A 26,261-nucleotide genomic window follows, 5' to 3' on the forward strand; every position below is an offset into this window, starting at 1 on the left:
GCCGAACCTGCTAGGCGCAACTTACACACAGCTGAGGTGAACCTGCCATCCGATTGCCGCACGCCGTCAATCGACGGCCGTCCGGGCAGCGCGCACGGCGTGACCTGCGCGGTCGATTACGCTCATGGGCATGGCCGACGCACCGTACAAGCTGATCCTCCTCCGCCACGGCGAGAGCGAGTGGAATGCGAAGAACCTGTTCACCGGCTGGGTGGACGTCAACCTGAACGAGAAGGGCGAGAAGGAGGCGGTCCGGGGCGGCGAGCTGCTCAAGGACGCCGGCCTGCTCCCCGACGTGGTCCACACCTCCCTGCAGAAGCGCGCGATCCGCACCGCGCAGCTCGCCCTGGAGTCCGCGGACCGCCACTGGATTCCGGTTCACCGCTCCTGGCGGCTGAACGAGCGCCACTACGGCGCCCTCCAGGGCAAGGACAAGGCCCAGACCCTGGCCGAGTTCGGCGAGGAGCAGTTCATGCTCTGGCGCCGCTCCTACGACACCCCGCCGCCCGCCCTCGAGGACGGCTCGGAGTTCTCCCAGAGCGAGGACCCGCGCTACGCCTCCATTCCGCCGGAGCTGCGCCCGCGCACCGAGTGCCTCAAGGACGTCGTCGTCCGCATGCTGCCGTACTGGTACGACGGCATCGTCCCGGACCTCCTCGCCGGCCGCACGGTCCTCGTCGCCGCCCACGGCAACTCGCTGCGCGCCCTGGTCAAGCACCTGGACGGGATCTCCGACGCGGACATCGCGGGCCTGAACATCCCCACCGGCATCCCGCTCGCCTACGAGCTCGACGCCGACTTCCGCCCGGTCACCCCCGGCGGCACGTACCTCGACCCGGAGGCCGCCAAGGCCGCCATCGAGGCCGTGAAGAACCAGGGCAAGAAGAAGTGACCCCGGCCCCCTGACGGGGGTCATGGGGCTACGGGCCCCCTGTCGGCGGTGAAACCGCTGGTGGGGGGCCTCTTGCTGTGGCGAACGGGTTGCCTGGTCACCGAATGGAGCAAGACGGATACGGTGCGGATGCGGCGGGCGGGTCTTCAGGTGAGCCTCGGAGCAAGGAGGTAACACCATGCATTCATTCCGCTCCGCCATATGCGGTGCAGCCACTGTCGTCGCCGTCGTCGCGGCTCCCGTCGTCCCGGCTTACGCCTTCGGGGGCAGCATCGCCCCGAACGTGGGCGAGGCCGCAGGTGCTCCCGCAACGGGGCGCTGCGACGACGACCACGGCCGCCACGACCACGACGACCACCACCACGGCGGCTGCGGCCGTCATGACCACGACGGCTGGGGTGACCACGACGGCCGCGGCGACCACGACGGCTGGGGTGACCGCGACGACGACTGGGGTGACCACGACCACGGCCGGGGTGACCACGACCACGGGCGTGGCGACCACGACCACGGCCGCGGCGATCACGACCACGGGCGAGGTGACCACGACCACGGCCGGGGTGACCACGACCACGGGCGTGGCGACCACGACCACGGCCGGGGTGACCACGACCACGGGCGAGGTGACCACGACCACGGCCGCGGCGATCACGACCACGGGCGTGGCGACCACGACAAGGGCGACCACGACCACGGGCGCGGCGACCACGGCCGGGGTGACGACGACCACGGCCGGGGCGACCACGACCACGGCCGTCCGCACCACTCCTCCCACGCGGGCGGTGGCGCCACCGCGCTCGCGGCCTCCACGGAGTCGGCCGACGCACCGGTGCTCATCCTGGCCGGTACCGCGACCGCCGGTCTCGTCGGCGGCCTGATCTGGTACCGCCGCCGCGCCGCGAGCGCCGTCAAGCACTGACGGGGAGCGAACGGGCGTCATGTCAGAAGCGCGTGCAGGTGGCCGTAAACGCAACCGCCTGCTGACGAGGGTGGCCTGGGCGGCCTTGCTGGTGGCCCTGTGCCTGACCGGCAACGGCAGTGCCGACGAGCCGGAGACCCAGGCCTCGGGCCGCGGCGGCACCACGGCGGCCAAGAGCCACCCCCACGCGCACGGCCTGCCCCCGGCACGCGATCCGTTGCCGGGGGCCGGCCCCCAGACCCTGGAGATCAAGGTCCTGGGGCTCAAGGCCCCGATCGAGAGCCACGGCCTCGACAAGCTCGGCGGCGTGGAACTGCCGCCGTACGAGCGGGCCGACGCCGTCTCCTGGTACAAGGACGGCCCCTCGCCGGGCAGCGAGGGCCCCTCCGTCATCGTCGGCCACGTCGACACCCAGAAGGCACCGGCCGTCTTCGCCGGGCTCAGCGTCCTCAAGCGCGGCGCGAAGATCCACGTGACCCGTACGGACGGGATCGTCGCCGAGTTCACCGTCGAGAACATCGCCGTCGTCCCCAACGAGCCCTTCGACGCCGACAAGCTCTACGGCCCCGCCGACACCGACGAGGCGCAGCTGCGCCTGATCACCTGCGGCGGCGACTACGACCGCAAGAAGCACCTCTACAACGCCAACGTCGTCGTCAGCTCGTACCTGACCGGCGCGGCACCGGCACCGCAGCCGCAGCAGAAGCCGCGGCAGGAGCCCCCGCAGCCCCAGCCCCAGCAGCAGCCTGCCCAGCAACAGCCTCAGCAGCCGCCGCAGCAACAGCAGCCACCGCCTCAGCAGCCCCAGGCCCCCGCCCAGAAGCCGGGCCCGGCCGCCCCCGCGCCTCCCGGCCCCGAAACCGGCGAAGGCGGCGAAGCCGGCGAGGGCGAGGCGGACCCCCAGGAGGAGTGAGCCCGGGAGCGCCCCAGGTGGAGTGAGCCCGGAAGCGAGAGGACCCCCGGCCGGAGCACCGGCCGGGGGTCCCTCCCGTGAGTGACATGCGAGATGAGGAGGAGCTAGCTACAGCCTCCACCGCACTGGCACGATCCGCCGGACTGGCAGCCGCACTGGCAGCCGGGGCCGCATGAGCAGGCCTGGGTCTGTGCGGGAGGGGTCTTGGTCATGTGCGGGTACCTCCTCGAAGGGTGGTTGCCTGCCCCCAAGTCAAAGACCGCCCGATCCGTCCGTCAATGCTCCTCGCGTACGTACGTACGGGCGCATGGAGGGCGCGTGGAAGCACCCGGCCCGGGCCGTACGCCCTCGCCCGCGCCCGCGGCCGACCCGGAGGGACCGCCGGCAGGCGCCCGCTCCGGCTCAGGCGTCGCCGTCCCCGCCCGACCGGCCCTCCGACTGCGTCAGCTCGTCCGCGTGCTCGCCCGTGACCAGGTAGACCACGCGCTTCGCGACCGACACCGCGTGGTCCGCGAACCGCTCGTAGTAGCGGCCCAGCAGCGTCACGTCGACCGCCGTCTCGATGCCGTGCTTCCAGCGGTCGTCCATCAGGTGCTGGAAGAGCGCGCGGTGCAGCAGGTCCATCGCGTCGTCGTCCTGCTCCAGCTGGAGCGCCAGGTCGACGTCCTTGGTGATGATCACCTCGCCGGCCTTGGCCATCAGCCGCTGCGCCAGCTGCCCCATCTCCAGGATCGTCGCGTGCAGGTCGCGCGGGACCGCCGTGTCCGGGAAGCGCAGCCGCGCCAGCTTGGCGACGTGCTGGGCCAGGTCGCCCGAGCGCTCCAGATCGGCGCTCATGCGCAGCGAGGTGACCACGATCCGCAGATCGGTGGCGACCGGCTGCTGCCGCGCGAGCAGGGCGACGGCACGCTCCTCCAGATCCCGCTGGAGGTCGTCCACCCTCGCGTCCGCGGCGATCACCGACTCCGCGAGCTTCAGGTCCGCGTCCAGGATCGCCGTCGTGGCGCGCCCGATCGCCGACCCGACGAGCCGGGCCATCTCCACCAGGCCCTCGCCGATCGAATCCAGCTCCTCGTGGTACGCGTCCCGCATTGCCTGACCTTCTCTCTGCCGAGTGAAACAGTGGGCCGAGCCGTATGACCGCCCACGGTCCCACGGTCCGGCCGGAACGCGACGGCCGCGGCGCTCCGGAGTGAACCGGGACCGACGCCGAGGTGAACTCTCGGCAACGTGTGTTCGAGGCGGTACCCATTTGGCTGTGGACGGTCTGTACGGCCCGCATAACCTGGACTCATGAACGTGGACGCGGCCCTCGCCGCAGCGGCAGCGCTCGCCGGGCTGTGCACCGGCGTGATCGCCATGCTCGCGTTCCGCTGGAGCGAGCGCGACCAGGCCCGCCCGACCCGCAGCTCCCTGCACACCGACGCCGTGCTCCCGCCCGGCGTCGACACCGTGCTCTCGGTGCTGCGCTCGTCGGCCGTGGTCCTGGACGAGGCCGATGCCGTGGTCAAGGCCAGCTCCGCCGCGTACGCCCTCGGGCTCGTGCGCGGCGGGAAGCTGGCCGTCGAGCCCATGCTGCAAATGGCCCGCGACACCCGGCGGGACGGCGAAATACGCCAGGTCGAGCTCGACCTGCCCCGGCGCGGCACCGGCCGCGGCGAAGCCCTCGCGGTCTCCGCCCGCGTCGCCCCGCTCGGCTCCCGGCTCGTCCTGCTGCTGGTGGAGGACCTCACCGAGGCCCGCCGCATCGAGGCCGTCCGCCGCGACTTCGTCGCCAACGTCAGCCACGAGCTCAAGACTCCGGTCGGCGCCCTCTCCCTGCTCTCCGAAGCCGTCATGGACGCGGCCGAGGACCCCGAGGCGGTCCACCGCTTCGCGGGCCGCATGCAGATCGAGGCCACCCGGCTCACCAACCTCGTCCAGGAGCTCATCGACCTCTCCCGGGTCCAGAACGACGACCCGCTGGAGGACGCCGAGCCCGTCCGCGTCGACGAACTCGTCGCCGAGGCCATCGACCGCTGCCGCCACCAGGCCTCCACCAAGCAGATCACCATGGCCGCCGGCGGCACCGCCGACCTGCACGTCTGGGGCAACCGCGGCCAGCTCGCCGCCGCCCTCGGCAACCTCGTCGAGAACGCCGTCAACTACAGCCCCGCCCGTACACGCGTCGGCATCGCCGCACGCCACATCGCGGCGCCCGGCGGCGCCCTGATCGAGATCGCCGTCACCGACCAGGGCATCGGCATCTCCGAGAAGGACCGCGAGCGGGTCTTCGAGCGGTTCTACCGCGTCGACCCGGCCCGCTCGCGCGCCACCGGCGGGACCGGCCTCGGCCTCGCCATCGTCAAGCACGTCGCCGCCTCGCACGGCGGCGAGGTCACGGTCTGGAGCGCCGAGGGCCAGGGCTCGACGTTCACCCTCCGACTTCCCGAGGCGGGCGCGGTCCGAGACCGCGACCGCAGCCCCCACCACCCCGTTGTCGAACACCTTCCCGCCCCGGAGGTCCTTCCGTGACCCGAGTACTCGTCGTCGAGGACGAAGAGTCCTTCAGCGACGCGTTGTCCTACATGCTGCGCAAGGAGGGATTCGAGGTCGCCGTCGCGGCCACGGGGCCCGACGGGCTGGACGAGTTCGAGCGCAACGGCGCCGACCTGGTCCTGCTCGACCTGATGCTGCCGGGCCTGCCCGGCACCGAGGTCTGCCGGCAGCTGCGCGGCCGCTCCAACGTCCCGGTCATCATGGTGACCGCCAAGGACAGCGAGATCGACAAGGTCGTCGGCCTGGAAATAGGAGCCGACGACTACGTCACCAAGCCGTTCTCCTCGCGGGAGCTCGTGGCCCGCATCAGAGCGGTGCTGCGCCGCCGCGGCGAGCCGGAGGAGGTCACCCCGGCCGCGCTGGAGGCCGGCCCGGTCCGGATGGACGTCGACCGGCACGTCGTCACGGTCTCCGGCGCCAAGGTCGACCTCCCGCTGAAGGAGTTCGACCTCCTGGAGATGCTGCTGCGCAACGCGGGCCGCGTGCTCACGCGCATGCAGCTCATCGACCGGGTCTGGGGCGCGGACTACGTCGGCGACACCAAGACCCTGGACGTCCACGTCAAGCGCCTCCGCGCCAAGATCGAACCGGACCCGGGCGCGCCCCGCTACCTGGTGACGGTGCGCGGCCTGGGCTACAAGTTCGAGCCGTAGGCCGTTCCGGCGGACCCTCGCCGTCGTGGCGTCTCGCCGTGGCGGCGGGAGAAAGTGTCCGCCGCCACGGCGAGCAACCACGACGGTGGAGTTCGGCGGTGCCCCGCCCATCTTCACCCGTACGAGCGAAGGGCCCGGAAGCGCAATGCTTCCGGGCCCTTCGTCATGGCTCACTCAGTGACCGGCGTGCTGCTGGCCGCCCTGGGACGCCTCGCCCGCCGCAGGCGAGGACGCGCCACCGCTCGGCTTCCCCGCGGGAGCGGAAGGCGTGCCCGCCGGCGCGGACGGCTCACCCGACGGCTTGGTGCCGCCCGGCTTCGCCGCAGGCGTCGGCGCGGCCTCGGCCGGCCCCCAGTCCTTGAAGTAGCTCGTCGCCGGGACGACGAACGCCCCGATCCGCACCTCGCCCGTCTCGCTGAAGTCGAACGCCAGGCGCTGCTGCTCGCCGTCCTTGATGGCCTCGCGGCCGTCCGGCAGGACCGCCGAGGCGTTGCCCTTGCCGCCCAGCAGCACCGAGCCGCCGGCCGGGACGACGACGTCGCCGGAGCCCTTGGCCGCGGTGAGCTTCACCTTGGCGCCGTTCTTGCCGGGCAGGCTGATCGCGCGGAGCGTCTGGTCCTTGAGCCCGTTGTTGAAGACCTGGCCGGTGATCACGGCGGGGCCCTTCGCGGTGAGGTCCGGCTGCGTGATCACGTTGACGTTCTGGAGCTTGATGTCGCCGACCGAAGTGGCGGCGTTGTCCGGCTTCACCTCGAGCGTCTGCGCGCTGTTACCCGCCGCGCAGGCGGAGAGCGAGGCGATCGAGAGCACGAGGGCGGTAGCGGCGAGAGTGCCGCGTCGAAGGCTGCTGCTCACGGCGGCGGCATCTCCTTGGACGAGGTGAGAGGTGTAAGAGTTGTGTCAGCGCGCTTAGGTTACCGACCCCCTCGGAGGCGGCCGCACCCGACCCGCCCCCATGGTCAACTTCGGCCCGGTCCGGCGCACGGCCGAATATCGACGGTGTGCGCCCCGCGCGGATGTCCGCGGGCGCCGGTGCGCATTATCGGCAGGGAATGCGCGGGCGCGCGGAAGGCCTTCCTGAATTGATCAAGTTCGCGGTGATCAATTCCGGATTCCGGTCGGTGAACGCGGCCCGCGCCCCGAACGGAGTAGCGGAAGTCAGCCGAGCGGACCCCGGCAAAACGGGACGTTCGACCGCTCGCGAGCGGCTCTCGGCGCGTGTAACGTGCCCGTTTCGCCCTGCCCGGAGAACCGCTCCCACCTGCGAATACCCGCTTCCGGAACCCCTCCGCAGCACGTCCCGGTTGCTGTTGTCAAGCCCCGAGATATGCCCTGACCTGCGAAAACGCCATTCAGAACGGGGAGTTCCCGTGTTAGACTGGATAGCCACGGAAGGGGTACCTGTCACATGACGTTCAAGGTTGGCGACACCGTGGTCTATCCCCATCACGGGGCCGCGCTGATCGAGGCCATCGAAACTCGCCAGATCAAAGGCGTGGACAAGACCTACTTGGTGCTGAAGGTCGCCCAGGGTGACCTGACGGTTCGGGTGCCGGCGGACAATGCGGAGTTCGTCGGTGTGCGCGATGTGGTCGGCCAGGATGGGCTGGACCGGGTCTTCGAGGTGCTGCGTGCGCCGTATGCCGAAGAGCCGACGAACTGGTCCCGTCGCTACAAGGCAAATCTCGAGAAGCTCGCGTCGGGCGACGTGATCAAGGTTGCCGAGGTCGTGCGCGACCTGTGGCGCCGCGAGCGCGAGCGCGGCCTGTCCGCCGGTGAGAAGCGCATGCTGGCCAAGGCGCGCCAGATTCTGGTGAGCGAGCTCGCCCTCGCGGAGAACACCAACGAGGACAAGGCCGAGGCCCTGCTCGACGAGGTCCTCGCATCCTGAGGTCCTGAGTGAGTCAACGGCCGGCATGCCGATGCCCTCGCGTCGCCGACGCACAGGTACCGGACGTGAAGACCGTGCGCGACGTGAAGCTCGTGCGTGACGTGAAAACCGTACGTACGGGATGCACCGGACGTAAAGAAGTGCCGCGGTGCCCGCGCGGTGACGCAAGTCATCCGCCGGGCGCTGCGGCATCTCCGGATGCGGGCACGCGCACCCCTCGTGCTGTACGCGCGCTCACTGTGCTGCTGGAGTGCCGGGCCCGGGCAGCCGGCCCGCCCAGCTGTCACGGAAGGGGCTGGTCGGGGCTTGTTGCCCGGCACTCCCCAGGCCATACCCAATTCGGCCGAGGAAGCAAACCTGAACGCGAACGCAATGTCTGATCGAGCCCCTGCCGTCACTCCTTCGCGCACCGCCGCCGTGATCCCCGCCGCAGGGCGCGGGGTCAGGCTCGGCCCGGGCGCCCCCAAGGCCCTGCGGGCCCTGGGCGGCACCCCCATGCTCGTCCACGCCGTCCGGGCGATGGCCGCCTCCCGCGCCGTCTCCCTCGTCGTCGTGGTCGCCCCGCCGGACGGCGCCGCCGAGGTCCGCGCCCTCCTCGACGACCACCCCCTCAGCGGCCACGACCGCGCCGAGGTGCTCGTCGTCCCCGGCGGCGGGACCCGCCAGGAGTCCGTCCGCCTCGGCCTCGCGGCCCTCCCGGCGGACGTCAGCACCGTCCTCGTGCACGACGCCGCCCGCCCCCTGGTGCCCGTCGACACCGTCGACGCCGTGATCACCGCGGTGCGCGAGGGCGCGCCCGCCGTCGTCCCGGCGCTTCCGCTCGCCGACACCGTCAAGCAGGTCGAGCCGCGCACGGGCGCGGCCGAGGGCGAGCCCGAGCTCGTCACCGGCACCCCCGAGCGGGCGCTCCTGCGGGCCGTGCAGACCCCCCAGGGCTTCGACCGGCGCACGCTGGACGCCGCCCACGAGAAGTTCGCCGACTCGGCGGGCGAGGGCGCCACCGACGACGCCGGCATGGTCGAGCGCCTCGGCGCCCCCGTCGTCCTCGTGCCCGGCCACGAAGAGGCCTTCAAGGTCACCCGGCCGCTCGACCTCGTCCTCGCCGAAGCCGTACTCGCCCGAAGGAGGGCCAACGATGGCTTCTAGCCCGCTCCCCGCCCTGCCCCAGGTGGGCATCGGCACCGACACGCACGCCTTCGAGGAAGGCCGCGAGCTGTGGTGCGGCGGCCTGCTGTGGCCCGGAGAGACCGGCCTCGCCGGCCACTCCGACGCCGACGTCGTCGCCCACGCCGCCTGCAACGCCCTCTTCTCCGCCGCCGGCCTCGGCGACCTCGGCGCCCACTTCGGCACCGGCCGCCCCGAGTGGGCCGGCGCCTCCGGCGTCACGCTGCTCACCGAGGCCGCCCGCATCGTGCGCGAGGCCGGCTTCGTCATCGGCAACGTCGCCGTCCAGGTCGTCGGCGTCCGCCCGCGGATCGGCAAGCGCCGCGAGGAGGCCCAGAAGGTCCTCTCGGAGGCCGTGGGAGCCCCGGTGACGGTCTCCGGCGCCACGACGGACGGTCTGGGCTTCCCGGGCCGTGAGGAGGGCCTCACGGCCGTGGCGACCGCGCTGGTGGTCCGGGCGGACGTCTACTGAACCCCGGAGGACCGAGCCCCGGAGCACCGAACCCGGCCGGAAGTCGTGGGGTCAGATCGACCCCACCACCTTCCGCGGCGTGACCCGTACGACCACCCGCTCCGCGTCGTCCTTCGCCGCCGGGTTGAAGTCCGCGTAGTCCTTGCCCGTGTACTTCCGCGAGAGCTCGTTGATCAGCTCCTGGCCGCCCTCGGTGGTGAGCGTGGCCGTGCCGCGCACCTCGGCGTAGGTGTACGGCGCGTTGTGCGGGTTGATCATCACCGTGACGCGCGGGTCGCGGCGCAGGTTCTTCTCCTTGCGCCGCCCGACGGTCGTGGAGATCAGCAGGTCGTCGCCGTCGCGCGTGAGCCAGGTGACCGTGAGCTGGGGGCTGCCGTCCGGCTGGACCGTGGCGACGGTCGCGAAGACGGGGGCGTCGTCGAGGAGCTTCTTCAGGTCGTCGGAGAGCGTGGCGGCCACGGCGGATCCTTCCCGGGGGAGCGTGCGCGTACGCGATCGCGCTCACCGTATGCCGCCGGCGCGGGAAAGGGGCGCGTACAAGCCGGGACAAGCCGGAACGCGCGCCCGTACGGCTCAGGCTCGGAGCGGCCCGGCAGGCGCGGGCCCCGGCCCGTCCGTACGGGCAGCCGGCCCGCACAGGCCCACAGCCCGGCCCGTACGGCTCGGGCCCGCGCCCCTGAGGCTCAGGCCCCGTCCGTCCGGCCCACGGGCACCCGGTCGTCCGCCGGCTGCTCGTACAGGCCCGTCTCGTACGCCCGCAGCCGCTGCGCCACCGCGCTCTCGCGGACCTCCTCGCGCCCGCCGTGCTGCTCGGGAACCGGCGAAGCCGCCTGCGGGGCTCCCTGTGGAGCCGCCTGCGAGGCCCCTGGCGCAGCCGGCGCCGCACGCCGCGGGGAGTGCTGCCGCACCTCCTCCATGCTGGAGCGCAGTACCTTGCGCAGCTTGGAGCTCAGCGGCCGTTCCACGAACTTGTGCATCAGCCACGCCGCGCAGAGCATCACCACGATCAGGCCGGCGACCAGCGCGGGCCGGGGGACGCGGTCGCGCAGGCCGTAGATGACCGTCATGCCGATGTACTGGTGGATCAGGTACAGCGGGTAGGTGAGCGCGCCCGCCGTGGACAGCCAGCGCCACTGCATCCGGTTGAACACGCCGCACGCGATCAGTGCCATCAGCACGAACGCGACGAAGACGATCGCCTTGGCGGGCCAGTCGGGGATGTTGTGCGTGGTGTTGTCCCGGACGCGGCGGCCGATCTGGTGCTCGGCGAGGAGCAGCGACATCGCGACGATGCCCCAGAGCAGGGCGTTGGGGCGGTAGCGGTACATCAGGTAGAAGGCGATGCCCGCCACGAAGTACGGCTGGAAGAGCGGCATCGCCCACTGGTCGAGGAGCTTGATGTCCGCCTGGACCGAGGCCAGCGCGACGATCGTCCACACGACGCAGAAGAGCACGCACTTGCGGTACGTCACGCCCGTAGCCACGACGACCGCGAACATTACGTAGAACTTCAGCTCGATGAAGAGCGTCCAGTAGACGCCGTCGACGTCCCAGACCCCGAGCCCCGACTGGAGCATGGTCAGGTTCGTGAGGATGCCGTCGAAGCCGCCGTTGACCTGCCGCACCTGCGGCCACAGCGAGACGACCGCGGCCGTGAGCAGGATCCCGACCCAGTAGGCGGGGTAGACCCGCGACACCCGGGAGATGAAGAAGTCCCCCAGCGAGCGGCCCCACGTGCTCATGCAGATGACGAAGCCGCTGATGAGGAAGAAGATCTCGACGCCGGTCCAGCCGTACTGGGCGAACTTCCACGCATTGGGGAAGATGTGCTCGGGGTCCTGGCCCCAGCCGCCGCGCAGCGCCACGTAGTGGAAGAAGACGACCATGAGGGCCGCGACGATCCGGAGCCCGTCCAGGACGTAAAGCCTGGGAGCCGCCGGTTTCCGTCCGGCTGCAGCCAGGCCGCCATCGAGATCTCCTCGGCTGGCGAAACGCATGTGGTCCTCTCCATCGGCTCAGGTCGGCTCATCCTACGAGGGCCGTCCGCGGGCATGCTGACACAAGGACCCCCCGGCCCGCCGTGACAGTTATCTCCTGTCTCTGCCGTAATTCCAACCCCCGGCCTGGAACGGCTCCGGGGTGATCTTGTGACGATCTTGTGGTGAGCCCGGCGATGCGGCCTGCGATGCCCCAGGAGGTCCGGCTTGCGGTGCTCCCGGAGGTCCGGCCTGCGACGCGCCCTGTGAGGCGGCCCGCATCTCGGCCGCCGCCCGCCGCAGCCCGCGCCGCAGGACCCCCGCCAGCGGCCGCTCCACCAGCCGGTGCACCAGCCACGCCGTCGCCAGCATCCCCGCCACCAGCGCGGGCAGCAGGACGGCCGGGGGCGCGGCGCCGGCCGTCCGCCGGATCACCAGCCAGCCCACCCGCTCGTGGATCAGATAGAGGGGATAGGTCAGCGCGCCGGCCGCGGTCAGCGACCGGTGCGTCAGGCGCCGGGTCCAGCCGAGCGCGACCGCCGCCATGGCGGCGAAGAAGACGGCCAGCAGCACCGCCGTCGGCCAGTGCGGCACCCGGTGGCCCATGTGGCCCTCCGCACGTCCCTGGGCCACCACCAGGTAGTGCTGCGCGACGAGGAAGCACCCGGCGACCAGCAGCCACAGCACGAGGTTCGGGCGGTGGCGGTACATGAGGTGGAAGGCAATGCCCGCGATGAAGTACCAGCAGTCCTCCGGCAGCAGCACCTGGTCGAGCAGCGGCTCGTCCACCGCCGCCGCGACGGCCGCCGCGAAGCCCCAGATCACGCAGAAGCCGACCGCCCGCGCGTACGTGAGCCCCCTGCCGGCGACGACCAGCGCGAAGAGCAGGTAGAAGCGCAGCTCGACCCACAGCGTCCAGTACACGCCGTCGACGGCATCCACCCCGAGGGGTGACTGGAGCATGGTCAGGTTGACGGCGACGTCCCGCGAACGGAGGGTTTCGTCCGCCATCGGCCACAGACAGACGGCGAGGGCGACGGCCAGGACGGAGAACCAGTACGCGGGGAAGAGCCGGGTGACGCGCGACACGGCGAACTCGCCTGGCCCCCGGCCCCAGCAGCTCATGCAGATCACAAAGCCGCTGATCATGAAGAACAGCTGCACGCCCAGCCACCCGTACGACGCCGGCACGTGGGCGGCGGGGAAGACCTCCGCCGGCGGCCCCGCCCACGCCCCGCTGCCGAACGCCACGTAGTGGTACGCCACCACCATCAGTGCCGCGCACAGCCGCAGACCGTCCAGTGCGGCCAGCCGGACGGGCCCGCGGCTTCCCTCGGGCTGTACGGGCAGGGTGGGGTGCAACGCCCCTCCAGGCGGTGAAGGTGAGGCAGTGCCCGGGAAGCTATCACGCAGATCCGTACTTTTGCCGTATTAGGCCGTATTAGGAAGATAGGGAGCAAAGAGGGGTATTTCCTCTCGGGATCCCGCGGAACCCCTCGTTCCCGTCCTTCCGCACCCCCGATTGCCGGGGGCACTGCCGAACGCCCACTACTCTGGTTGCGTGACCATTCGCCTGTACGACACCAGCGCCCGGCAGATCCGCGACTTCTCCCCGCTCACTCCGGGCTGCGTCTCGATCTACCTGTGTGGCGCGACCGTGCAGGCCGCTCCGCACATCGGCCACATCCGTTCCGGCCTGAACTTCGACATCCTCCGCCGCTGGTTCACCTACCGCGGCTACGACGTCACCTTCGTCCGCAACGTCACGGACATCGACGACAAGATCATCAACAAGGCCGCGGACCAGGGCCGCCCCTGGTGGTCCATCGGCTACGAGAACGAGCGCGCCTTCAACAGCGGCTACGACGTCCTCGGCTGCCTGCCGCCCACCGTCGAGCCCCGCGCCACCGGCCACGTCACCGAGATGGTCGAGATGATGCGCGGCCTCATCGAGCGCGGCCACGCCTACGCCGCCGACGGCAACGTCTACTTCGACGTGCGCTCCTTCCCCGGCTACCTCCAGCTCTCCAACCAGGAGCTGGACAATCTCCTCCAGCCCTCCGGCGAGGGCGAGACCGGCAAGCGCGACCCCCGCGACTTCGCCATGTGGAAGGCCGCCAAGCCCGGCGAGCCCTCCTGGGAGACCCCGTGGGGCCGCGGCCGCCCCGGCTGGCACCTGGAGTGCTCCGCCATGGCCCACAAGTACCTGGGCACCGCCTTCGACATCCACGGCGGCGGCCTCGACCTGATCTTCCCCCACCACGAGAACGAGATCGCCCAGGCCAAGGCCTTCGGCGACGACTTCGCCTCGTACTGGGTGCACAACGCCTGGGTCACCATGAGCGGCGAGAAGATGTCGAAGTCCCTCGGCAACTCCGTCCTCGTCTCCGAGATGGTCAAGCACTGGCGCCCCATCGTCCTGCGCTACTACCTCGGCACCCCGCACTACCGCTCGATGATCGAGTACAGCGAGGAGGCCCTGCGCGAGGCCGAGGCCGCGTTCGCGCGGATCGAGGGCTTCATGCAGCGCGTCTGCGAGATGGCCGGCAAGACCGTCGAGCCCGCCGCCGAGGTCCCGCCCGCCTTCGCCGAGGCCATGGACGACGACCTGGGCGTCCCCCAGGCGCTCGCGATCGTCCACACCACCGTCCGCCAGGGCAACTCCGCCCTGACCGCGGACGACAAGGAGTCCGCCGTCGCCCGCCTCGCGGAGGTCCGCGCCATGCTCGGCGTCCTCGGCCTCGACCCGCTCGACGAGCAGTGGGCCGACGCCTCCGCCGGCCGCGGCGACGACCTCCACGGCGTCGTGGACTCCCTCGTCCGCCTCGTCCTCGACCAGCGCCAGGCCGCCCGCGCCCGCAAGGACTGGGCCGCCGCCGACGCCATCCGCGACCAGCTCCAGCACGCCGGCCTCGCCATCGAGGACACCCCGTCCGGACCGCGCTGGTCGCTGTCCTGAGGGACACTTTTCGTACGTACGTAGTAGGCAACCGCCGGACCCAGTCCGGCGCAGCCGTCCGAAGCCCGCAAGGGCCCGCCGGGGCCGATCGGTCCCAGGGCGGCAGAGTAGAAGAAGTCAGGTGACCCCATGGCCGGCAACAGCCAGCGCAGGAACCGCCGCACGTCCAACAAGAAGGGCGCGACGGTCGGCAGCGGCGGCCAGCGGCGCCGGGGCCTGGAGGGCAAGGGCCCGACCCCGCCCGCCTCCATGCGCAAGGGACACAAGAAGAACCGTGTCGCCAACGCCCAGGCCAAGCAGGCGGCGGCCCGCCGCCCCGCCCCCCGCCGCGGCGGCCCCAAGGGCCCCAACGAGCTCGTCGTCGGCCGCAACTCCGTCGTCGAGGCGCTGCGCGAGGGCGTGCCCGCCAAGACCCTCTACGTCCAGCAGTACCTCGACAACGACGAGCGCGTGCGCGAGGCCCTCCAGCTCGCCACCGACAAGGGCCTCAACCTCATGGAGGCCCCCCGTCCCGAGCTCGACCGGATGACCAACGGCCTCAACCACCAGGGCCTCGTCCTGTCGGTCCCGCCCTACGAGTACGCCCACCCCGAGGACCTCTCCGCCGCCGCCTTCGACGACGGCGAGGACCCGCTGATCGTCGCCCTCGACGGCATCACCGACCCGCGCAACCTCGGCGCCGTCGTCCGCTCCGTCTCCGCCTTCGGCGGCCACGGCGTGGTCGTCCCCGAGCGCCGCGCGGCCGGCATGACCGCCAGCGCCTGGAAGACCTCCGCCGGCACCGCCGCCCGGACGCCCGTCGCCCGCGCCACCAACATGACGCGGATGCTGGAGTCGTACCAGAAGGAGGGCCTGGTCGTCGTCGGCCTCGCCGCCGACGGCGACGTCGAGCTGCACGAGCTCGAAGCCCTCGGAGGCCCGGTCGTCATCGTCGTCGGCAGCGAGGGCAAGGGCCTGTCCCGCCTCGTCGGCGAGACCTGCGACTTCCGCGTGCGCATCCCGATGCCGGGCGGCGCGGAGTCGCTCAACGCGGGTGTCGCCGCGGGCGTCGTGCTGTACGAGGCGGCGCGCCGCCGGGCATAAGCGGATTCACCGGGCGTCGCACGCGGCGGCCCGGTCGCCCTCCTCACACGCCGGACCGGCTGGTTGACCAGCCGGTCCGGCGTGTGAGGACATCGCCGCCGGCCCGTCCCGGCCCGCTCCGGCCGTCCCCCGGCGGGAAGCGTTGACGCGTCCCCGGCAGTTCGAACCGGTCAAGGCAGTGTCCTAATCAGAAGTCACTCGGTTAGATGAGTGTGGACACCAGAACACCCCGCACACCCACGGGGGGAAGCTCTTCCGGGTACGACGACCAGCCCGCGCTGAGTACGGTGAAGGTTCCGTCCGACCCGGCGCAGATCGCCGTCAACCACGTGAGTTTCCGCGTGCAGCTCGCCCGGCCCCCGCGCGTCGCCCGCCAGTACGCAGGCATCGCCGACACGGCGCAGCTGCCCACCGTCAAGAGCGCGCCCAAACGGCGCGCTCCCGTGGTGTGGAGCGGGCGGGCCGCCCCCGGCGACGCGGCGCCCACCGAACTCCTCCAGGCCGTACGGGACTCCGCCGTCACCGACGCGGGCTCCACCCAGGTGCTGCCCCGCATCCGCGTCGGCGATCAGCCCCCCTCCGTCGTGGGCCCCCGCAGCCACGGCGAGCGCACCGGCCCCGGCGAGCTCGTCGACGCCGCCGGTCCCGCCGGCCCCGAGACGCAGCTCCTGCACGGCGTCCGCCCCACCGGCAGCGCGTACGACGAAGACCGCTACCGCTACCCGCAGTTCGGCGGCCCCGACGACCCCGGCGGCTACGACGCGGAGTACGACGAAGACGGCGCCGAGGGCGCGGACGGCGAGGAGAGCGCCACCAAGCGCGACTCCGTCCGGCACGCCTACTACCCCGGCCGCCGGATGAACCTCGGCGTCGTCCTGCTGCCGCTGCGGATCTTCCTCGGCCTCATCTCCGTCTACGCCGGCATGGGCAAGCTCTGCGACCCCGGCTACTTCGACGGCGGCAAGCGCGGCTCCATGGTCGCCTGGCTCACGGCCCTCCACCCCTGGCCCGCCGCCGAGCCCCTGCGCGACTTCGCCCTCAGCCACCCCGTGGGCGCCGGCCTCACCGTCGCCTTCCTCCAGATCGTCGTCGGCGTGCTCACCATCGTCGGTCTCTGGCAGCGCCTCGCCGCCTGCGTCGGCGTGCTGCTGTCCGCCGTCCTGATCGTCACCGTCAGCTGGCGCAGCACCCCCGTCTACGACGCCCCCGACATCATCTACCTGGCCGCCTGGAGCCCCCTCGTGATCGCCGGGGCGCCCTTCTACTCCATCGACGGGCGGCTCGCCGGCGAGGCCTGGCGCCGCCTCGGCCCGCGCGCCGAGCTGTGGGACCTGCGGCGGCGCGTCCTGCGCCGCGGCACGATCATGGCCACGGTCGTCATCGGCCTCACCCTGCTGGTCGGCTCCACCCTCGGCGGCGCCGTCCGCTCCTCCCAGACCGTCAAGGTCCCCGGCCCCAGCGACCCCCCGGTCAACAACCTCCCCGGCTCCCCGGACCCGCAGAGCCCCGGCGCCGCCCGCACCCCGCGCGGCTCCCACGGCCCGTCGGCCGCCGGCACCCCCACGCCCACGGCCCCCGGCACCCACTCGGCGACCCCGTCCGCGACCGCCCCGGCCGCGCCCGGCGCCGCCCGCACCCCCACCGGCGCCGCGGCGGGCGGCACCGGTCGGCCCGGCGCCAGCCAGGGCGTCCGCCCCGCCCCGCAGACCCCGCGGCACCCCGCCCCGCCGGCCGCCCCGCGCAGCCCCTCGGGCGGCTCGTCGGCCTCCAGCGGCGCGGGCAGCACGTCGGGCAGCACGGGCGGCACGTCCTCGGGCGGCGGCTCGTCCAGCGGCGGCACGGGAGCGCTGGGAGGCCTCCTGGGCTGAGCAGGCCCCGCAGCAACGGTCCCGCACCCTTTCCGGGTGCGGGGCCGTTCCCGTCGCCGTGGCGGCGGAAGAAAGTGCCCGCCGCGGCGGCGACACGCCACGACGGCGAGGGTCCGGCGGAATCCGCGGCCGCCCGCGGTCCTACGTACCGGCAAGCTCCTTCGCCGCCTCGGTCAGGTCCTTGGCCGTGTCGATGGCCCGCCAGTACGCGCCGTGCGGCAGCGGATAGCCCGCGAGGCGCCGCTCGCGCGCCAGCCGGGGGAACGTCGTGCGCTCGTGGTCCCCGCGCTCCGGCAGCAGGTCCGTGAAGGCGGCGGAGAAGACGTAGACGCCCGCGTTGATCAGATACGGGGAGGGCGGGGACTCGATGAAGTCCAGCACGTGCCCGAACTCGTCGGTCTCGACGGCTCCCCAGGGGATCCGGGGCCGGGCCAGGGCCAGGGTGGCCGCCGCGTCACGCTCATGGTGGAAGGCGGCCATCTCGCGCAGCGAGAAGCGGGTCCAGATGTCGCCGTTGGTGGCGTACCAGGGCCGGTCGGGGTGCGGCAGGGAGGCCGCCGCGTACTTCAGGCCGCCGCCCCGGCCGAGCGGCTCCTTCTCGACGACGGTCGTCACCCGCAGCGGAAGATCGGCCGACACGAGCCAGTCCTGGAGGACTTCCGCCAGATGGCCGCACGAGACCACGGCGTCGGTGACGCCCTCGGCGGCCAGCCAGGCCAGCTGATGGCCGATGATCGGGGTCCCGGTGCCGGGGATCTCGACCATCGGCTTGGGTCGGTCGTCGGTGTACGGGCGCAGCCGCGACCCCTGGCCGCCGGCCAGGATCACGGCTTGGGCGGGGTACGGATGCGCGTGCGTGCCGGTCATGCCCCGCACGATATGCGGTGCCGTCCGCGGGCGGACCGGCGGTGCCGCGGCAGCCGTGCCCCCCGGCGGCGGTCAGCGGGCCTGGACGCCGGAGGCGTACGAGGTGTCGCAGACGGGCCGGGCGAAGCTCTGGGCCTGCTTGGGGCCGTACTTCGCGACCGCCGCGCGGCCGAGGCTGCGGGCGATCTCGACGCAGTGCCGGGCCAGCGAGGGGCGGCCGTTGGTGGCCTGCTGGAGGTGGGTGAGGGCGACGCCCGGGTTCTTCTCCTGCATCTCGGTCAGCAGCTTGTCGCGCAGCACCTCGTGCGGGGCGAGGCCGCGGGCCTGGGTGGAGGCGGTGTTGGAGGAGGCGGTGAGCACCTGCGAATCGGCAGGCGCGGCCCACGGGACGCGGGTCACCGCGAGGGTTCCCGAAAGGACGAGAACGACGGGGAGTACGAAGGCAAGGGTTCTGCCGATGTGGCGGGCGGCCTGGTTCATGCCGCAGATGGTAGCGAGGGGTAATGACGCCGCGACATCTAGTCACCCGGTCGAGGGATATGTCAGGGGGTGCGGCGCGTCGCCGAGTTGACGCACGGGACTCGAAAAGGGTGGTCTGCCGGGGAAAACGGCGACCGGTGCGGCTTCGCCCCGAAAAACACCCCGCCCCCGGCCTTTTGGCGGCACGGGGGCGGGGGTTTCACGCGGACGGCGGTGCCGGGCGGAGGGTCAGTCGCTCAGCCGCTCGCCGGAGGAGGTGGAGAAGACGTGCAGCTCACCGGGGCGCGGCACGACGTGCAGGAGGGAGCCCTTCTCGGGCACGTTGCGGCCGTTCACGCGGACGACGAGGTCCTTGCGCTCGCCGCCGACCTCGGCCGTGCCGTACACGTATCCGTCGGCGCCCAGCTCCTCCACGACGTTGACCGTGACGGCGAGGCCGGCCGGGGCGTCCTTCGACTCCTTGCCGAGCGTCCTGGCGGTCGCGCCGTTCTGTTCGACGACGTCGAAGTGCTCGGGGCGGACACCCACCGTGACCGTGCGGTCACCCTTGCCGGTGCCGGCGAGCGCCTCGCGCGACACGGGGACGACGCTGTTGCCGAACTTCACGCCGCCGTCGGTCACCGGCACCTCGACCAGGTTCATGGCCGGCGAGCCGATGAACCCGGCGACGAACAGGTTCGCCGGCCGGTCGTACATGTTCCGCGGTGTGTCGATCTGCTGGAGCAGCCCGTCCTTGAGGACGGCGACGCGGTCGCCCATGGTCATGGCCTCGACCTGGTCGTGGGTGACGTAGACCGTGGTGATGCCGAGGCGGCGCTGGAGCCCGGCGATCTGCGTGCGCGTCTGCACGCGCAGCTTCGCGTCGAGGTTCGACAGCGGCTCGTCCATGAGGAACACCTGCGGCTCGCGCACGATGGCCCGCCCCATCGCCACGCGCTGCCGCTGCCCGCCCGAGAGCGCCTTCGGCTTGCGCCCCAGGTACTCGGTGAGGTCGAGGATCTTCGCCGCGTCCTCCACCTTCTGGCGGATCTCCGACTTGGGCACGCCCGCGATCTTCAGGGCGAAGCCCATGTTGTCGGCGACGGTCATGTGCGGGTAGAGCGCGTAGTTCTGGAACACCATGGCGATGTCCCGGTCCTTGGGCGGCAGATGGGTGACGTCCCGGTCCCCGATCCGGATCGACCCCCCGTTGACGTCCTCGAGCCCCGCGAGCATCCGCAGCGAGGTCGACTTCCCGCACCCGGACGGCCCGACCAGGACGAGGAACTCACCGTCCTCGATGGCGATGTCGAGCTGATCGACGGCGGGCTTGTCGGCCCCGGGATAGATCCGGGTGGCTTTGTCGTACGTGACCGTGGCCATGGTGATGAGTCCCTTCACCGGCAGGAACGTGCCGGACGATCCGAGTAGAGGGAGTGGTCCAGTCCAATTGGATTGGGTTGGTGGTGACGGTACCTGCGGTGCGGTCGGTTGTCAGCAGCCGGAGGCTGTGAAAATTCATGGCCTGGGCATGGCCGGAGTTTGGTTAGACTGCAACGGACAGGCCGACTTAGCTCAGCTGGTAGAGCACCGCTCTTGTAAAGCGAAGGTCGTCGGTTCGAACCCGACAGTCGGCTCGCAGAACGAAACCGCAGGTCCCTCCCTGGGCCTGCGGTTTCGTCGTGTCAGGGGCCGGTCCGGCCCGGCCGCCTCAGCTGCGGACCTCCTCGTCCGCTGCGCGGTGGCGGCCGTGGGACTGGGCGGGGAAGGGGCCCGCCGCGGGGTCCGGGCGGGGGGCGTCCTGGTGGCCCGGCCACCAGGCCTTGTGGCCCAGGAGGGACGTGACCGTCGGGACGAGGAGCATGGCCATCACGAAGGCCGTCAGCAGTATGCCGAAGGCGACGGCGAAGCCCATCTGCTGGAGCATCGAGTTGTCGGCCAGCAGGAGGACGCCGAAGGTGCCGGCGAGGATGACCGCGGCGGAGGCGATGGTCGGGGCCGAGCGGGTGACCGCGGTGCGGACGGCCTCGCGGGCCGGGACGCCGCGCCGGACCTCCTCGCGCAGGCGGGCGACCATGAGGATGTTGTAGTCGGTGCCGATGGCGACGACGAAGAGGTAGACGATGACCGGCAGCATGAACAGCAGGCCGTTCTTGTGCTGGAGGTCCTGGAAGAGCCAGACCGTCGAGCCGAGCGTGGCGCTGAAGCCGAGGGCGACGGCGACCATCAGGTAGAGCGGGGCGACGAGGCTGCGGAGCAGCAGGCCCAGGATGACCATGATGGCGAGGCCGGCGATGGGGAACACGAGCTTGTAGTCGTGGTTGACGGCCTTCTCGACGTCGGCGAGGACGGCGGAGGTGCCGCCGACGTAGGCCTTGGTGCCGTCGGGCGCGGCCTTGTGGGCGCTGTCGCGGAGCGCGCCGCCCGCGAGGTCGATGGCCTTGTCCTCGGTGGGGCGGTATTTGAGGACGACGCTGTACTGGGCGACGGTGCCGTCGGGGCTGATGACCGGGTCGGAGACGGTGCCGACGCCGTCGGTGCCGGCGAGCTCCTTCTTGTACGTGCCGAGGGCGCCCTTGTCGAGGGCGGTGCCGCCGCGGGACTCGACGTAGACCATGGCGGGGTCGGACTGGCCGGCGGAGAAGCCGCGCTGGAGGTCCTTCATGGCCTGGACGGATTCCAGCTTCTGGGGCAGCTGGCTGTCGGTGTCGAACTCGGCCTTGAAGCTGAGGGCGCCGACGGCGAGCGCGGCCAGGACGGCGGCGGAGAGCGTGGCGATGGCGGCGGGGCGGCGGGCGACGAGGGAGCCGAGGCCGCCCGCGACGCGGTTGCGGGGCTTCTTCTTCCAGGCCTTGGAGGGCCAGAAGGCCTTGGTGCCGAGGAGGGAGAAGACGGCCGGCACGAGGGTGAGGGCGGCCACGAGGGTGACGCCGACGGCGATGGCGAGCGAGGGGCCCATCGCGCGCATCATGCCCATGGTGGAGAGCAGGAGGGCGAGGAAGGCGACGATGACGGCGCCGGCGGCGGAGGCGATGGTCTCGCCGACGCGGGCGACGGCGTTGGTGAGGGCCTCCTTGGGCTCCTGCCCGGCGCGCAGCTCTTCGCGGTAGCGGAAGAGGAGGAAGAGGATGTAGTCGGTGCCGACGCCGAAGAGGACGACGATGAGGATGGCGGAGATGGAGGTGTCGGCCTTGAGGCCGCCGAGGTGGGCGGCGGTGCCGATGAGGCCGAGGGCGACGGCGAAGACGAGGGCGATGATGAGGACGGGCATCAGCGCTATCAGCGGGCTGCGGAAGATGACCAGCAGCAGGACGACGATCAGGAGGAGGGTGGCCGACATGATCATCGAGTCGGTGTCGCCGGAGGACTCCTGGGCGTCCAGGTTGGTGGCGGCCTGGCCGGTGAAGCCGGCCTTCAGGTGGGTGCCGTCCAGGAGGCCCTTGGCGTCCTGACGGAGGTCCTTGACCGCGTTGGGCAGGGTGCCGTCCTGGGAGTTCCGGTCGGTCGCGACGACGTTGGCGAGGGCGATCTCGCCGTTGGGGGAGACCGCCTGCGGGTTCGTCACGATGTGTGCGACGCCCTTGCGGTGCTTGTCGTCCAGCCCGCGGGTGACCTTGGCGACGTCGGCGCGGTCGGCGTCGGTGAGCTTGCCGCCGTCGGAGCGCTGGAAGACGACGATCGCGGAGGGCTGTTCGGTCTTGGGGAAGGCCTTTTCCTGAAGTTTGCCCGCCTGCACGGATTCGTAATGTGAAGGAAGGAATTCCGTTTCATCGGTGGTGGACTTCAGCCCCGGGGCGAGCAGGCTGAGGGCCACCGCGGCGAGGATCCAGCCGGCAATGGTGAGCCATGGTCGGTGGACGGCGAACCGCCCGACTCGTCGGAACATGCGTGGTGCTCCTAGCTAGGTGATTCCCGCGTCGCTTCCGGTGGGCGGACGGCAGGCAGGCATGAACACGCTAGACACCCCGGAATTGGCTCCACAATGGAATCGCCGGGAAATCGGCCCTGGGTCGGGGTCGCTCTCATCCGGCCGGATGAGGGAGTGTCACCCGTGAGGTAGAGAAACGCGGCTCCGGGCGCCTTCGTGCGGATTACGCTGCCCCCATGAGCGATGCCGCCGCACCCGCCCCGACCCCGCCCGGTGGATCCGCGGGCGGGCCGGCCTATGCCGACCGCCTGGAGCGCGCCGCCGTCGAGGCCGCCGACTCCGGCCTGGCCGGTCTGATCGTCACACCGGGCCCCGACTTGGACTGGCTCACGGGCTACCGGCCGCCGCCCACCGAGCGGTTGACCGCCCTGCTGATCACGCCGGGCGAGCGGCCGCGGCTTCTCGTCCCCGCCCTGGAGCGCCCCGACGCCGAACGCTCCCCGTCGGGCGCGTCGTTGTCGGTCACCGGCTGGAGCGACGGCCAGGACCCGTACGCGGCGCTGGCCCCGCTGCTCGCGCCGGCGGCCCGCTACGGCGTCTCGGACAACGCCTGGGCGCTGCACCTGCTGGGTCTGCAACGGGCCTGCCCGGGCGTGTCGTACGGGGCGTTCACCGAGGTCATGCCGATGCTGCGGGCGGTGAAGGACGCCTACGAGGTGGAGCGGCTCGCGGCGGCGGGCGCGGCGGCGGACGCGGCGTACGAGGAAGTGACCGGCTTGCAGTTCGAGGGGCGGCAGGAGCGGGAGGTGGCGGCCGACCTGGCGCGGCTCCTGCGCGAACACGGGCACAGCCAGGTCGACTTCACGATCGTCGGCTCGGGTCCGAACGCCGCCAATCCGCATCACGACGCGGGCGACCGGGTCATCGAGCTGGGCGACATGGTCGTCATGGACTTCGGCGGTCTGAAGGACGGCTACGGCTCGGACACGACGCGCACGGTGCACGTGGGGCAGCCGACGGCCGAGGAGCGCAAGGTGCACGACGTGGTGCGCGAGGCGCAGCAGGCGGCGTTCGAGGCGGTGCGGCCGGGTGTGGCGTGCCAGGAGATCGACCGGGTGGCGCGGCACGTCATCCGTTCGGCGGGGTTCGGTGAGTACTTCATTCACCGTACGGGGCACGGTATCGGCGTGACGACGCACGAGCCGCCGTATCTGGTGGAGGGCGAGCATCTCCCGCTGGTGCAGGGGATGTGTTTCTCCATCGAACCGGGGATTTATCTTCCGGGGCGTTTCGGTGTACGGATCGAGGACATTGTCGTCTGCACGGAGTCGGGCGGGCGGCGGCTGAACAATACGGCGCACGGCATGCGGGTGGTGGCCTAGGGGCCACCGTTTCCGCTCCGGTGTGCGCCCGGCGGGCTACAGCTGCAGGTACATGATGTGCAGGCCGGTGTAGGTGCCGTCGGGGAGCCGGTACGCCTCGGGCAGGGTGCCGACGATGCGGAATCCGAGGGATTTCCAGAGGGCGACGGCGCGGGTGTTGGTCTCGACGACGGCGTTGAACTGGATGGCGCGGTAGCCCTGCTCCCGGGCCCAGGCGATGACGTGCTCGCCGAGGGCCCGGCCGATGCCGCGGCCGGCGGCTTCGGGGGAGACCATGAAGCTCGCACTGGCGATGTGCGAGGCCGGGCCCATGTGGTTGGGGTTCATCTTGGCGGTGGCGAGGACGGTGCCCTCGTCGTCGACGGCCACGACCGTACGGCCGGGGGCGCCGAGCATCCACATGGCGCGGCCGGTGTCCTCGTCGAGGTCGCGCGGGAAGGTGTAAGTGAGGCCCGCAGCGGCGGTGTCGCGGACGAGGGGCCAGACGGCGGGCCAGTCGGTGTCGCGGGCGTCCCTGATCTCGATCTTCATGGGGCCAGGATGGGGGCGGGGGAGGGGCGTGGCCAGCGATTTTTACGTGAGGCGGAGGCGAAGGTGGGCGCGGGGGCGCGGCCGTCACGGGGAGCCGTCCTCCGGGCCGGACGCCCGCATGTGGTGCCGCTCCTCGGCCTCGGTCGTCGCACCGTCCCCGGGGGCCGCACCTGCCTCGACGTCCCCGAGCGGGCTCGCGTGCTTGGGCGGGCGGGCCGTGACCAGGACGCCGCCGACGAGGCCGGCGAGGAGCATGATGCCCGCGCCCCAGCCGATCGCGACGTGGAAGCCGTGGACGACGCCGGTCCTGACGACGGTGTCGCGCACGGCGGGTGTCAGGGCGCCGCCGGTCGCCGCGGCGTCGGCGGCGGCGGTCTTGAGGTGCGCGGCGATGTACGTGGCGCTGGTGGACGTGGCGATGGTGTTGAGGAGGGCGGTGCCGATGGAGCCGCCCACCTGCTGCGCGGTGTTGACCGTGGCGGACGTGACGCCGGAGTCGTGCGGGGCGACGCCGGACGTGGCGGTGGCCATGACGGGCATGAAGATCAGGCCCATGCCGAGGCCGACGAGGAGCTCCGCGGGCAGTACGTGGCTGACGTAGGCGGGCTCGACGGGCAGGAACGTGAGCAGGAACAGCCCGCCGGCGGCGAGGAGGGCCCCGGGCACCATGAGCGCCCGCGGGGGCACGTGGTTCAGCAGGCGGGCGGAGATCTGGGTGGAGCCGGCGACGATCGCCGCGGTCACGGGGAGGAACGCGAGGCCGGTCTTCACGGGGGAGTAGCCGAGGATGACCTGGAGGTAGTAGGTCATGAAGAGGAACATGCCGAACATGGCGATGACGGCCAGGCCCATCATCAGGAACGCCCCGCTGCGGTTGCGGTCGCGCACGATCTGCAAGGGGAGCAGCGGGCTCGGCGCGCGGCCCTGCCACCACGCGAAGGCGCCCAGCAGCGCCACGCCGCCGCACAGCAGGCCGAGGACGAGGGCGTTGCTCCAGCCGCGCGGCTGGGCCTCGCTGCAGGCGTAGACGAGGGAGACGAGGCCGCCGCAGCCCAGGAGGACGCCGCGGATGTCGAGGCGGGGGCGTTCGCCGCGCCGCCGGTCGTCGTGGAGGAAGGCTCCGGCGCCGAGCAGGGCGGCCAGGGCGATGGGCACGTTGACGTAGAGGCACCAGCGCCAGTCGAGGTACTCGGTGAGCAGGCCGCCCGCGATCAGGCCGATCGCGGCGCCGCCGCCCGCGATGGCGCCGTAGATGCCGAAGGCCTTCGCGCGTTCCTTGCCGACCGTGAAGGTGGTGGTCAGCAGGGACAGCGCGGAGGGGGCCAGGAGCGCGGCGAAGGCGCCTTGCAGGGCGCGGGCCATGAACAGCAGGCCGGAGGTGTGCGCGGCGCCGCCGAGGGCGGAGGCCGCGGCGAAGCCGACGAGGCCGGTCATGAAGGTGCGCTTGCGGCCGGCCAGGTCGGCGATCCTGCCGCCGAGGAGCAGCAGGCCGCCGAAGGCCAGGGTGTAGGCGGTGATGACCCACTGGCGGTTGCCGTCCGACATGTGGAGGGCGCGCTGTGCGGACGGCAGGGCGATGTTCACGATGGTGGCGTCCAGGACGACCATCAGCTGGGCGACCGCGATGACCACCAGCGCCCACCAGCGGCGGGGGTCGGGGCCGGGCGCGGTGCCGGGTGGGGAGGGGGGTATGGGGCCTGTGTCGGAGGAACGCGTGGAACCCGTTGAACTCATGGGACCTGCTCTCACGGCCGTACGTGCGGAGATCCGCAATCCAGCGTAGGCCGGTCGGGTGAGGGGCGCCTGCTGAACGCGGGGCTCCTTTT

23 protein-coding genes and 1 tRNA gene are annotated in these 26,261 nt (G+C 71.9%); 12 read left to right on the top strand and 12 right to left on the bottom strand.

The features are described 5' to 3' along the window. Window positions 1-130 precede the first annotated feature (130 nt). Window positions 131-892, top strand: coding sequence for a phosphoglyceromutase (locus tag PS271_RS16355; protein WP_120757181.1), 762 nt, complete (start codon window positions 131-133; stop codon window positions 890-892). 184 nt (window positions 893-1,076) lie between these two features. Here PS271_RS16355 and PS271_RS16360 read toward each other — a convergent pair whose 3' ends face one another. Beyond that, window positions 1,077-1,655, bottom strand: a complete 579-nt coding sequence (locus tag PS271_RS16360) for a hypothetical protein (protein WP_398382584.1) — start codon at window positions 1,653-1,655, stop codon at window positions 1,077-1,079. Window positions 1,656-1,830: 175 nt separating this feature from the next. On the opposite strand from PS271_RS16360, the gene PS271_RS16365 reads away from it, so the two are divergent. Further along, window positions 1,831-2,724 (top strand): class F sortase, encoded by an 894-nt coding sequence (locus PS271_RS16365; RefSeq protein ID WP_398382585.1) that lies wholly within the window; start codon window positions 1,831-1,833, stop codon window positions 2,722-2,724. Between the two features lie 402 nt (window positions 2,725-3,126). Here PS271_RS16365 and phoU read toward each other — a convergent pair whose 3' ends face one another. Beyond that, window positions 3,127-3,816 (bottom strand): phosphate signaling complex protein PhoU, encoded by a 690-nt coding sequence (phoU, locus tag PS271_RS16370; protein ID WP_398382586.1) that lies wholly within the window; start codon window positions 3,814-3,816, stop codon window positions 3,127-3,129. A gap of 201 nt (window positions 3,817-4,017) precedes the next feature. Between phoU and phoR the strand changes: the two genes are divergently transcribed. Both phoR and phoP read left to right on the top strand, forming a co-directional pair. Next, window positions 4,018-5,238: a two-component system sensor histidine kinase PhoR gene (phoR, locus tag PS271_RS16375; RefSeq protein WP_120757066.1), complete on the top strand. Its 1,221-nt coding sequence runs from the start codon at window positions 4,018-4,020 to the stop codon at window positions 5,236-5,238. After that, window positions 5,235-5,915 (top strand): two-component system response regulator PhoP, encoded by a 681-nt coding sequence (gene phoP / locus PS271_RS16380; protein WP_031183999.1) that lies wholly within the window; start codon window positions 5,235-5,237, stop codon window positions 5,913-5,915. The genes phoR and phoP overlap by 4 nt, the downstream gene beginning before the upstream one ends. Before the next feature lie 174 nt (window positions 5,916-6,089). On the opposite strand, the gene PS271_RS16385 is transcribed toward phoP, so the two are convergent. Next, window positions 6,090-6,770, bottom strand: a complete 681-nt coding sequence (locus PS271_RS16385) for a DUF461 domain-containing protein (RefSeq protein WP_398382587.1) — start codon at window positions 6,768-6,770, stop codon at window positions 6,090-6,092. Between the two features lie 553 nt (window positions 6,771-7,323). On the opposite strand from PS271_RS16385, the gene PS271_RS16390 reads away from it, so the two are divergent. The 3 genes from PS271_RS16390 (at window position 7,324) to ispF (ending at window position 9,442) form a co-directional block, all read left to right on the top strand. Continuing rightward, window positions 7,324-7,806, top strand: coding sequence for a CarD family transcriptional regulator (locus tag PS271_RS16390; RefSeq protein WP_003953493.1), 483 nt, complete (start codon window positions 7,324-7,326; stop codon window positions 7,804-7,806). A gap of 372 nt (window positions 7,807-8,178) precedes the next feature. Then, window positions 8,179-8,952: a 2-C-methyl-D-erythritol 4-phosphate cytidylyltransferase gene (gene ispD, locus PS271_RS16395; protein WP_398382588.1), complete on the top strand. Its 774-nt coding sequence runs from the start codon at window positions 8,179-8,181 to the stop codon at window positions 8,950-8,952. Next, window positions 8,942-9,442: a 2-C-methyl-D-erythritol 2,4-cyclodiphosphate synthase gene (gene ispF / locus PS271_RS16400; RefSeq protein WP_367140217.1), complete on the top strand. Its 501-nt coding sequence runs from the start codon at window positions 8,942-8,944 to the stop codon at window positions 9,440-9,442. Before ispD ends, ispF begins: the two co-directional genes overlap by 11 nt. A 51-nt stretch (window positions 9,443-9,493) precedes the next feature. On the opposite strand, the gene PS271_RS16405 is transcribed toward ispF, so the two are convergent. The 3 genes from PS271_RS16405 to PS271_RS16415 form a co-directional block, all read right to left on the bottom strand. Further along, a complete protein-coding gene (locus tag PS271_RS16405; RefSeq protein WP_398382589.1) occupies window positions 9,494-9,901 on the bottom strand; it encodes a PPOX class F420-dependent oxidoreductase in 408 nt (135 codons plus the stop codon). Window positions 9,902-10,125: 224 nt separating this feature from the next. Continuing rightward, window positions 10,126-11,439 (bottom strand): acyltransferase family protein, encoded by a 1,314-nt coding sequence (locus PS271_RS16410; protein WP_398382590.1) that lies wholly within the window; start codon window positions 11,437-11,439, stop codon window positions 10,126-10,128. Window positions 11,440-11,529: 90 nt separating this feature from the next. Continuing rightward, window positions 11,530-12,780 carry an acyltransferase family protein gene (locus PS271_RS16415; RefSeq protein WP_398382591.1) on the bottom strand — a complete coding sequence of 417 codons (1,251 nt, stop codon included), beginning with the start codon at window positions 12,778-12,780 and terminating at the stop codon, window positions 11,530-11,532. 199 nt (window positions 12,781-12,979) lie between these two features. On the opposite strand from PS271_RS16415, the gene cysS reads away from it, so the two are divergent. The 3 genes from cysS to PS271_RS16430 all read left to right on the top strand — a co-directional run bounded on the left by cysS (window position 12,980) and on the right by PS271_RS16430 (window position 17,328). Further along, the gene (cysS, locus tag PS271_RS16420; RefSeq protein ID WP_398382592.1) at window positions 12,980-14,377 is read left to right on the top strand and encodes a cysteine--tRNA ligase; all 1,398 of its coding nucleotides are present in this window, start codon (window positions 12,980-12,982) and stop codon (window positions 14,375-14,377) included. Window positions 14,378-14,506: 129 nt separating this feature from the next. After that, on the top strand, window positions 14,507-15,460 hold the full coding sequence (gene rlmB, locus PS271_RS16425) for a 23S rRNA (guanosine(2251)-2'-O)-methyltransferase RlmB (protein ID WP_398382593.1): 954 nt from the start codon (window positions 14,507-14,509) through the stop codon (window positions 15,458-15,460). Window positions 15,461-15,666: 206 nt separating this feature from the next. Continuing rightward, the gene (locus tag PS271_RS16430; RefSeq protein ID WP_398382594.1) at window positions 15,667-17,328 is read left to right on the top strand and encodes a DoxX family protein; all 1,662 of its coding nucleotides are present in this window, start codon (window positions 15,667-15,669) and stop codon (window positions 17,326-17,328) included. A gap of 141 nt (window positions 17,329-17,469) precedes the next feature. On the opposite strand, the gene PS271_RS16435 is transcribed toward PS271_RS16430, so the two are convergent. From PS271_RS16435 to PS271_RS16445, 3 genes are all read right to left on the bottom strand, one after another. Beyond that, window positions 17,470-18,195, bottom strand: coding sequence for a nucleotidyltransferase family protein (locus tag PS271_RS16435; RefSeq protein WP_398382595.1), 726 nt, complete (start codon window positions 18,193-18,195; stop codon window positions 17,470-17,472). Between the two features lie 72 nt (window positions 18,196-18,267). Beyond that, on the bottom strand, window positions 18,268-18,675 hold the full coding sequence (locus PS271_RS16440) for a hypothetical protein (protein WP_120757056.1): 408 nt from the start codon (window positions 18,673-18,675) through the stop codon (window positions 18,268-18,270). A gap of 228 nt (window positions 18,676-18,903) precedes the next feature. After that, the gene (locus PS271_RS16445; protein ID WP_398386885.1) at window positions 18,904-20,037 is read right to left on the bottom strand and encodes an ABC transporter ATP-binding protein; all 1,134 of its coding nucleotides are present in this window, start codon (window positions 20,035-20,037) and stop codon (window positions 18,904-18,906) included. Window positions 20,038-20,218: 181 nt separating this feature from the next. Here PS271_RS16445 and PS271_RS16450 point away from each other — a divergent pair. Beyond that, window positions 20,219-20,291, top strand: a tRNA-Thr gene (locus PS271_RS16450). A 74-nt stretch (window positions 20,292-20,365) separates the two neighbouring features. Here PS271_RS16450 and PS271_RS16455 read toward each other — a convergent pair. Next, a complete protein-coding gene (locus PS271_RS16455) occupies window positions 20,366-22,540 on the bottom strand; it encodes an MMPL family transporter (RefSeq protein WP_398382596.1) in 2,175 nt (724 codons plus the stop codon). Between the two features lie 218 nt (window positions 22,541-22,758). Between PS271_RS16455 and PS271_RS16460 the strand changes: the two genes are divergently transcribed. Further along, window positions 22,759-23,904, top strand: a complete 1,146-nt coding sequence (locus PS271_RS16460; RefSeq protein ID WP_398382597.1) for an aminopeptidase P family protein — start codon at window positions 22,759-22,761, stop codon at window positions 23,902-23,904. 36 nt (window positions 23,905-23,940) lie between these two features. Here the strand turns inward: PS271_RS16460 and PS271_RS16465 are convergent, their stop codons facing one another. Then, a complete protein-coding gene (locus PS271_RS16465; protein WP_398382598.1) occupies window positions 23,941-24,435 on the bottom strand; it encodes a GNAT family N-acetyltransferase in 495 nt (164 codons plus the stop codon). Window positions 24,436-24,519: 84 nt separating this feature from the next. After that, window positions 24,520-26,169, bottom strand: coding sequence for an MFS transporter (locus PS271_RS16470; RefSeq protein ID WP_398382599.1), 1,650 nt, complete (start codon window positions 26,167-26,169; stop codon window positions 24,520-24,522). Window positions 26,170-26,261: the final 92 nt, after the last annotated feature.

It is taken from the genome of Streptomyces sp. SCA2-17 (genome assembly GCF_044336695.1).